At 75.6% G+C, this 8,844-nt stretch carries 5 protein-coding genes and 1 pseudogene; 2 read left to right on the top strand and 4 right to left on the bottom strand.

Going from position 1 to position 8,844, the window contains the following annotated elements; translation table 11 throughout:
• Positions 1–357, bottom strand: a pseudogene (locus ACWDVG_RS23415) (protein phosphatase 2C domain-containing protein); the annotation flags it as partial.
• A gap of 123 nt (positions 358–480) precedes the next feature.
• Positions 481–4,251 carry a S8 family serine peptidase gene (locus ACWDVG_RS23410; protein WP_451701424.1) on the bottom strand — a complete coding sequence of 1,257 codons (3,771 nt, stop codon included), beginning with the start codon at positions 4,249–4,251 and terminating at the stop codon, positions 481–483.
• Between the two features lie 235 nt (positions 4,252–4,486).
• Between ACWDVG_RS23410 and ACWDVG_RS23405 the strand changes: the two genes are divergently transcribed.
• Both ACWDVG_RS23405 and ACWDVG_RS23400 read left to right on the top strand, forming a co-directional pair.
• Positions 4,487–5,470, top strand: a complete 984-nt coding sequence (locus ACWDVG_RS23405) for a helix-turn-helix domain-containing protein (RefSeq protein ID WP_451701422.1) — start codon at positions 4,487–4,489, stop codon at positions 5,468–5,470.
• A 157-nt stretch (positions 5,471–5,627) separates the two neighbouring features.
• Positions 5,628–6,110, top strand: a complete 483-nt coding sequence (locus ACWDVG_RS23400) for a DUF456 domain-containing protein (RefSeq protein ID WP_451701420.1) — start codon at positions 5,628–5,630, stop codon at positions 6,108–6,110.
• Positions 6,111–6,113: 3 nt separating this feature from the next.
• On the opposite strand, the gene ACWDVG_RS23395 is transcribed toward ACWDVG_RS23400, so the two are convergent.
• Together ACWDVG_RS23395 and rsgA are read right to left on the bottom strand one after the other, a co-directional pair.
• Positions 6,114–7,556, bottom strand: coding sequence for a DNA-3-methyladenine glycosylase 2 family protein (locus tag ACWDVG_RS23395; RefSeq protein WP_451701418.1), 1,443 nt, complete (start codon positions 7,554–7,556; stop codon positions 6,114–6,116).
• 43 nt (positions 7,557–7,599) lie between these two features.
• The gene (rsgA, locus tag ACWDVG_RS23390; RefSeq protein WP_451701416.1) at positions 7,600–8,721 is read right to left on the bottom strand and encodes a ribosome small subunit-dependent GTPase A; all 1,122 of its coding nucleotides are present in this window, start codon (positions 8,719–8,721) and stop codon (positions 7,600–7,602) included.
• Positions 8,722–8,844: the final 123 nt, after the last annotated feature.

Raw genomic sequence — 8,844 nt, 5'->3', positions numbered from 1 at the left:
GGGCGGCGGGGGGGGCGGGGGGGGGGGGGGCGGGGGGGGCGGGGGCGGGGGCGGGGGCGCGGCGAAGGTCGACGGGCCCGGCTCGGGGGCCTCCCAGGGGGCCCGGCCCGGTGGTACGGGCGGCGCGGCGGCGGCGGTCGTGGTCGCGGTGGTGGTCGCGGTGCGCGGGTCCGCGGCGGGTGGCACCGGGGGCGCCGCCGGCACCGGCGGCGTCACCGGGGCCGCGGGGGGCGCGGCCGTGGCGCGGGTCGCGGAGTCGAAATGGGCGTCGAGCGTGTCACCCGGGCCCGTCGGGGCCGTGTCCGGCGCCGCGTCGTCGTAGAGCTTGTCCCACCAGTTGTCCCCCTGCTGAGTCATGCCCCTATTGTCCACCGCGCGCGGCGCCCGAAAACGGGACACGGGAAAAACCGTTGCTGCGAATGGGTGGTCCGCCGGGCGGCCCCACCCCCCACGGGAAGGACGCCCGGCGGACCGTCGTGATCAGCGCACGTCGTAAGCGCGGATCACGGTCTGGGTGACGGAGGCGCCGTTGGCGTCCGTCAGTTCGGTTTTCAGAGTGACCGGCTTGCCCGTCGCGGCCGCGTGGTCGACGGTCGCGGTCCACGCGCCGTCCGTCCTCGCGACCCGCGCCTCGGTCCACGTCGTACCCCCGTCGTAGGAGTACCAGAGCTTGGCCGAGGTGAGCGCGGCGGGGGTGTAGCCCGCGTGGCCGGTCGCGCCGAGGCGGATCCGCTGGCCGTCGGTGGCGGCGAGGGTCTTGAGTCCGTCCTCCGGCAGGTCGTACCGGGGGAAGAGAATCGGGATGCCCTGAGAATAGACGCTCTCGTCGAGCTTGGAGGTGAATTTCCATACCGAATTGACGGCGGTGGAGCGCGCCCACACCTTGCTGCCGAGCTTCATGGTGTTCTGTTCGAGTTCGTACGTGCCGGCCTCGGCGGGCACCTCGAAGACGCCGAACGGCCAGCCGGTCTCGCCGAGGACCTCGCCGTCGCGGCGCAGGCGCAGGTTGCCGATGTCGCCGAAGGAGCCGGGCTCGGCGTGGTGGGTGCCGTCGCCCCACATGGAAGCGGCGAAGCCGATCAGGTTGCCCTGGCGCTCGGAGACGAGGACGGGCGCGCCGGTGGCGTCGCGGGGGGCGGTCGGGGCGAGCACGCCGTCGTACCAGCGCTCGGTGCGCCGCTCGCCGGGGGCGTACGTGCGCGGGGTGCCGGTCATCAGCTCGCCGAAGGGGAAGCTGCTGCCGATCACCTGTTCCCAGGCGGTGTCGCCGGGCGTGTGGAACTCGGTGCGGGTGCCCGGGGCGGGGACGGTCTCCAGGCCGGCGAAGCCGACGGCCTGGCCGCTCGGGCGGCGGGCGGCCGGGAAGTCCATGAAGTCCGTGGCGACGCCGGCGGAGCCGTACCGGGAGTCGGTGCGGCCGAGGCGGGCGTCGCGCACCCGGTAGGCGCGGTCCTCGTCGAGCTCCCCGGTCTCGGGGAAGGCGAGGTTGTAGACGTACGGGGACTTGGCGGTGGCCTTCCAGGCCAGGGTGACCTCGCCGGCGGCGAGCCGGTCGAGGAGCGCGGTCGCCTCGGCAGCGGGGACGGCGAGGACCGGCAGGCCGAGCCCGGTGAAGGAGCCGCCGGGGTACCAGCGGTCCGGGGACTGGTGGTACGCGACGACGCCCAGCGCGCCCGCGGCCTTGGCACTGCGGGCGACGGCGGCCGCACTGGTGGAGTCGTCGGGGATCCGGACCAGGGCGAGGCGGCCCGCGACGTCGGCCGCCGTCAGCTCGTCGGGGGTGCCGGTTCCGGCGTCGACGAGACGGGCGGAGCCGGTGCCGTCGAGGTTGTCGGAGCCGGTGGAGGCGGTGACCGGGTGGAGGGTCAGGCCGTCGGTGGTGCGCAGCGCGGTGATCTGCGGGGCGGCGGCGCGCCAGTAGCTGCCGAACTCGAAGTCGCCGTCCCTGGTCTCGCCCTGCACGGAGGCGTAGTAGCCACGCAGGGTGCGGGGGCCGGTCGCGGTGCCGGCGTGCAGCCAGGTGTCGTCCCAGGAACGGGCGAAGGCGAGGGTGGCGCCGTGGAGTTCGGAGGGCCGGTCGGTGCGGACCGAAAGCCGGTGGGCCGTGCGGGCGTCGAGGACGACAGTGGTGTCCTTCCTCAACTCCAGCTGCGGGCGCGCGAGATAGCTGAGCGAGTCGTTCAGCGTGGCGCCCTCCCCCGCGTCGGGGGTGGTGACGAAGGAGGAGACGAAGTAGCTGCCGGGGCGCAGGCGGAAGACCTGGTCGGCGGCGCCCTCGTTGAACCGGCGCTCGCCGGTGGCGGTGTCGGTGCCGATGACGTCGAGCGAGGAGGCGCCCGCGGCGGGCCTGCCCTGACGGTCGATCAACTTGACGCGCAGGGTGACGGTTTCGGGCTCGACGAAGAGCGCGAACGGCGTCGAGACGTGGACTCCGCCGGGGCCGGTGGCGAGGACGCGGCCGGTGACGTCGCCGTACTGGGCGCGCTGCAGGCGGGCCGTGGGGTCGAGGGCGAGCGGCACCTGGACGGTGGCGCCGGCCGGGACGGTGACGGTGCGGGCGCCGAGGCGGGCGACGGTGGAGCGGACGGCGGAGCCGTCGTTGCCGGTGACGCGCTCGACGGCCAGGTTCAGCGTGACCGGGGCGTCGGAGGTGTTGGTGTACGGGACGGCGACGGAGGTGCGGTCGCTCGCGTGCTGCGGCCAGGAAAAGGTGCCGCCCTGGACGGCGGGGGCGCCGAGGACGGTCTGGTCGACGGCGGCCTTGACGTCGAGGCGGCCGCCGCCGGCCTCGCGGACGTCACCGGGGACGTCGCTGTCGGCGGAGGAGACCAGCGCGGCCTTGAGCTGCCGGGCGGTCCAGTCGGGGTGGCGCTGCTTGAGGATCGCGGCGGCGCCCGCGACGTGCGGGGTGGCCATCGACGTACCGGACATGGACCGGTAGGCGTAGACGCCGCGGCCGCCGGCCGCCGCGGCGGAGACGGCGACGCCGGGGGCGGTGATCTCCGGCTTGAGGGTGTGGGCTTCGTTGGCGGTCGGGCCGCGGCTGGAGAAGTACGCGGTGGAGTCGTCGCGGTCGACGGCGCCGACGGTGAGGACGCCGGGGGCGCAGCCGGGCGAGGAGACGGTGTTGAGGGACGGGCCGGTGTTGCCCGCGGCGACGACGAACAACGTGCCCTGGGTCTGTGCGAGTTGTTCGGCAGCGGCGCTCATCGGGTCGTCGCAGTCGGTCTCCGAGGGGTTGCCGAGGCTCATGGAGACGACGTCGGCGCCCTGGGCGACGGCCCACTCCATGCCGGCGATGATCCACGAGGTGGCGCCGGAGCCGTGGTCGTTCAGGACCTTGCCGTTGAGGAGCCGGGCGCCGGGGGCGACGCCCTTCTTGGTGCCACCGCTCGCGGCGCCGCTGCCGCCGACGGTGGAGAGGGTGTGGGTGCCGTGGCCCTGGCGGTCGGCGGCGGTGTCGGAGTCGGTGAAGTTCTCCGAGGCGGCGATGCGGCCCTTGAGGTCGGGGTGCTCGGCGTCGGCGCCGGTGTCGAGGACGGCGACCGTGGTGCCGGTGCCGTCGTAGCCGGCGGCCCATGCCTCGGGGGCGCGCACCTGGCGGGTGGAGCGCTCCAGGGTGGCCTCGACCTTCCGGTCGAGCCAGAGCTTGGTGAGACCGGCGGAGGCGGAGCGGCCGGCGGGGGCGGAGACGTCGGCCCAGAAGGTGGCGGCCTGCCGCTTCTCTGCCGTGAGCGCGACGCCGTCGATGGTCCTGAGGACCTGGCCGCGGCGGGCACCGCGCGGGGTGGCGGGGGCGGAACGGGCGGCGTCCGAGCCGCCGTGGACGGCGATGAGGGGCAGGGTGGTGGTGGAGGCGTCGTCGTACCCCTGGCGGACGAGCCCCGTGACGTTGAACAGCTCCTCGTCGACGCGCCCGGCGGCGAGGGCGGCCGTGGCGCCCTCGGGGTAGACGTACAGGTCGGGGCCGGAGCGGCGGGTCTGCACGAGCGGGACGGACCCGTCCTCGCGCGGCAGCACGGCGGCGGCCGGGTTGCCCCCGGCGTCCACGCTGACGAGCACGCGGTCGCCGGTGACCAGGGTCACCGTGGCGGCCCGTCCCCCGGCGCGGGCCTGGGCCTCGCTGCCGACCGGCGGTCGATCGGCGGCCGAGCCGTCCCGCGGCGCTGCCGCGGTGGACGGCGCGACCGCGGTGACGGCCAGGACGGCGGCGGTCGCCGCCCCCAGGGCCGTACGCGAAATCGTGCGCATCGCTCTCCCCATCTGTTTCCGGAGAAACGGCACAAGGCACGCTTCTCCGGAGGCGGTTGGTGCTGCGGTGGCGCCACATTGGCAGAGGTGAGGAAGGTGCGGGGATGATGGGCGCGGCGGGAATACGCCGTGGCCGATTCCCGCCAGGTCACCAACGGAACGAATGCCTCCGGCGCACGTCCCGGGAACTCTCCCGGCGACCCCCGCCGGGCGCATGGCGAGGGGCGGGACGCACATGCTGGGAGCGATAGGACTCGACGGACGGCAGGAGTCCGCGTACCGGGCGCTGGTCGCGCTGGGCGCGGCGGAGGTATCCGATCTGGCGCACCGGCTGGCGCTGCCCGAGCAGGACACCGAGCGGGCCCTGCGGCGGCTGGAGTCGCAGGGGCTCGCCGCCCAGTCCTCGGCGCGGACCGGGCGGTGGGTGGCGGCGCCGCCCGGAGTGGCGCTGGGCGCGCTCCTCACCCAGCAGCGGCACGAGCTGGAGCAGGCGGAGCTGGCGGCGAAGCTGCTCGCGGAGGAGTACCGCGCGGAGGCGACCGAGCCGGCCGTGCACGACCTGGTGGAGGTGGTGACCGGCGCGAGCGCCGTGGCGCATCGTTTCTTCCAGCTCCAGCTGGGCGCCACGGAGGAGGTCTGCGCCCTCGTCACGGGCAAGCCGATCGCCGTGACCGCCCTGGAGAACGAGGTCGAGGAGCGGGCGGCCAGCCGGGGGGTGGCCTACCGGGTGGTCCTGGAGCGCGAGATCCTCACCCAGCCCGCGGGGCTCGGCGAGCTGGCGGCGGCGCTCGGCCGCGACGAGAAGGTCCGGGTCGTGGACCGGGTCCCCACCAAGCTGGTGGTGGCCGACCGGACCCTCGCGATGGTCCCGCTGACCGGGCGCGGCGCGGAACCCGCGGCCCTCGTCGTCCACGCGAGCGGGCTCCTGGAGTCCCTGATGGGCCTCTTCGAGTCGGTGTGGCGGGACGCCCTGCCGCTGCGGCTCGGCGCGGGCGCCCAGGTCACCGAGGACGAGGCCCCCGGCCCGGACGCCACGGACCTGGAGGTCCTGTCGCTGCTGCTCGCGGGCATGACGGACGCGAGCGTGGCCAAGCAGCTGGACCTGGGCCTGCGGACGGTGCAGCGGCGGGTGAAGGGCCTGATGGAGCTGACGGGCGTGACGACGAGGCTGCAGCTGGGGTGGCACGCGTACGAGAAGGGCTGGGTGGCGCGCGGCTGAGGCGGTACGCCGGCGGGGGCGGGGCGGGGGCGGGGGCGCGCCTCGTCGTCGTACGGCGGCACGGGCGTGGTACGTCGGCACGGGCGTGGCGGCGGGACCGGCGCTCGGACGGGTCGCGCGACCTGCGCGAACCGCGGAGGTCGGGCAGGCTTGCAGCGTGGGTGTGTGGCAGCTCCTCATGGTCGGGACGGTGATGCTGCTCGGCCTGTTCGGGGTGCTCGCGCCCGGCGTGCCGGGGACGTGGCTGGTCTGGGCGGCGATGCTCTGGTGGTCGCTGCACGAGCAGTCGGGCCTCGCCTGGATCCTGCTCGTCTCCTCGACGGCACTGCTGCTCCTGACCCAGGTGGTGGTGTGGCAGCTCCCGCCGCGCCGCTTCCGGGGCGTCGGCATCACCCGCCGGATGGTCGCGTACGCGGGGGTCGGCGCGCTCCTCGGCTTCGTCCTCGTGCCGGTCCTCGGCGCGGTCCCGGGCTTCGTCGGCGGCGTCTACCTCTCGGAGCGCCTCAGGCTCGGCGGCCACGGCCAGGCACGGGCGGCGACCCGCAGGGTGATGCGGGCGGCCGGGACTTCCGTCCTCGTCGAGCTCTTCGCGTGTCTGCTGATCGTGGGGGCGTGGGCGGGCGCGGTGATCCGGGGCTGACGGTCATGCCGGCACCGCGTCCGGGACCTGCGCCGCGTCCGGGGCGTGCGCGGCACCCCGCCTGCGGTACCGGAAGGCGTACGAGCGCCACGGACGCCAGGTCTCGGGGGCCGGGGCGTCCGGGTGGGGGACGTCAGGGTCGCCGAGGGCGCGCATGCGGATGAGGGCGGCGGCGCGCGGCGGCAGGCCGGGGACGGCGCGCAGGGACCGTTCCGCCTCGTCGCGGTCGGCGCCGGGGTCGAGGCGTACGGCTCCGTCGGCGAGGGCACGGGCCAGCGGGCCCGCGACGGGGTGGCCGGTCAGTGCGGACGGTTCGGGAAAGACGTGGGTGAGGACGCCGCAGGGGGTGTCCAACGGGGTGCCGTACCGCTCGACGAGCCGGGCCGCCTCCTCGGGGCCGACCACCGTGCGGAGCGCGAACTCCTCGGGGTCGGCGGCGCCCGGGGAGCGGACGCCGGGCCGGGCGGCGACCTCGGCGGCGAGCGCGGGGTCGGCGCCGAGGCGTTCGGCGACCGCGTACGGGTCGGCGTCCAGGTCGAACAGCCGGCGCAGCCGGTGGACGGCGGTCGTGAGGTCGCGCAGCTCGGTGAGGTGGATGCGGGCCTCCAGCCAGCGTCCGGCGGAGCGCTCGTCGACGGAGACGACGCCGGTGCCGTACGGGAGGCGGAGCGTGCGCCGGTACGTGCGGGCGCCGGGGGCTCCGGCGACCTCCTCGACGCGGGGCAGGGCCTCGGCGGCGAGCAGGTCGAAGACCTCGGCGGCCGCGTACGGCCCGCGGTGGGCGAGCCGGAGCGGCACCCCGGCGGCGAGCGCGGTGCGGTCGCGGGCGCCCCGGCCGGCCTCGGCGCGCAGGGCGCTGGGGGTGCGGGCGTACACGGCCCGGATGGTCTCGTTGAACTGGCGGATGCTGGCGAAGCCCGCGGCGAAGGCGATCTCGGTGACGGGCAGGTCGGTGGTCTGGAGCAGCAGCCGGGCGGTGTGGGCGCGCTGGGCGCGGGCGAGCGCGACGGGCCCGGCGCCGAGTTCGGCGGTGAGCTGCCGCTGGACCTGGCGGGTGCTGTAGCCGAGGCGGCCGGCGAGGCCGGGGACGCCCTCGCGGTCGACGACGCCGTCGCCGATCATCCGTACGGCGCGTCCGACGACGTCGGCCCGTGCGTTCCAGGCGGCGGAGCCGGGCACGGCGTCGGGGCGGCAGCGGCGGCAGGCCCGGAAGCCGTTGCCCTGGGCGGCGGCGGCCGTCGGGTAGAAGGTCACGTTCCGGCGCTTGGGGGTGACGGCGGGGCAGCTGGGCCGGCAGTAGATGCCGGTGGTGCGGACGGCGAAGAAGAACTCTCCGTCGAACCGCGCGTCCCTGCTGCTCACCGCCTCGTAGCGGGTGTCGTCGTCGTCCGTCACGTCTTCCAGTGTGCGACGGACGACCGCACGGGTCCGGCGGTTTTCGGACACCGCGCTCCCCCGGGGCCCGAGGCCCCGGGGGCGGTCGCCGCGCTTACCGGTCCCGGGCGCCGCGCTTGATCTTCAGGGCGGCGCGGCCCTCGGCGTGCTTGCGCTTCCAGTCCTTCAGGATCTCGGAGCGCAGGCGGGCGTCGGTCTTGGCCACGATCCGCTGGTTCTCGCGGAGCAGCTTGCGGTAGCTCTCCAGGCGGCGCACCGGCAGGGTGCCGTCCTCGATCGCGGCGGCCACCGCGCAGCCCGGCTCCGAGTCGTGGCCGCAGTCGTGGAACCGGCACTCCCGCGCCAGCTCCTCGATCTCGGCGAAGACCTGGCCGACTCCGCTCTCCGCGTCCCAGAGGCCGACGCCGCGCAGTCCGGGGGTGTCGATGAGGACTCCTCCGCCGGGCAGGACGAAGAGGTTGCGGGTGGTGGTGGTGTGCCGGCCCTTGCCGTCGACGTCACGGGCGGCCTGGACCTCCATGACGTCGGTGCCGACCAGGGCGTTGGCGAGGGTCGACTTCCCGGCACCGGAGACGCCGAGGAGCACGGAGGTGCCGCCGGAGACGACGGCGGAGAGCACGTCGAGCCCCTCGCCGGTGGTGGAGCTGAGCGGCAGCACCTGGACGCCGGGCGCCACGGTCTCCACGTCCTCGACGAGGTAGGAGAGCCCGACCGGGTCGGGCACGAGGTCGGCCTTGCTGAGGACGACGACCGGCTGGGCCCCGGACTCCCAGGCCAGCGCGAGGAACCGCTCGATCCGGCCGAGGTCGAGCTCGACGGCGAGCGAGACGGTGATGACCGCGTGGTCGACGTTGGCCGCGAGGATCTGCCCCTCGGACCGGCTGGAGGAGGTGGAGCGGGCGAAGGCGGTACGGCGCGGCAGGCACGTCCGTACGTACGGGGGGTCGCCGGCCTCCTCGGGGTCGACGGCGGCCCAGTCCCCGGTGCAGATGACCCGCAGCGGGTCGTGCGGCGTCACGAACGCGGTGTCGGCGCGGACGATCCCGGCGGCGGTGGCGATGTCGGCCTGCCCGCGGTCGACCCGGACGACCCGCCCGGGAACGAGCCCCTGCGCGGCGTACGGTGCGAAGGCGTCGGCCCAGCCGGAGTCCCAGCCGTGGGCGTCGAGCACGGTGGAGACGGTGGAGGAGGAAACGGGGGAATGCGGGAAAGACAAGGGGGACCCTTCGAAGGGGTGGCCCCGGCGGCGCGCTCCGAGCGCGCGTGTCGCGTGGGTGTCAGCCGGAGACCACGGAGGTGGTGGAGACGAACTGCTGAATGCGGGCAACGCCCGTCGTGA

The sequence above is a fragment of the Streptomyces sp. NPDC003327 genome (genome assembly GCF_053589515.1).
Note: the sequence above shows the minus strand (reverse complement) of the source record. Positions and strands in the feature narration are given on the sequence as shown.

Excerpts from the sequence above, each read along its gene's own strand:
- ACWDVG_RS23405 (WP_451701422.1), top strand. The coding sequence starts at position 4,487 with ATGCTGGGAGCGATAGGACTCGACGGACGGCAGGAGTCCGCGTACCGG.
- ACWDVG_RS23410 (WP_451701424.1), bottom strand. The coding sequence starts at position 4,251 with ATGCGCACGATTTCGCGTACGGCCCTGGGGGCGGCGACCGCCGCCGTC.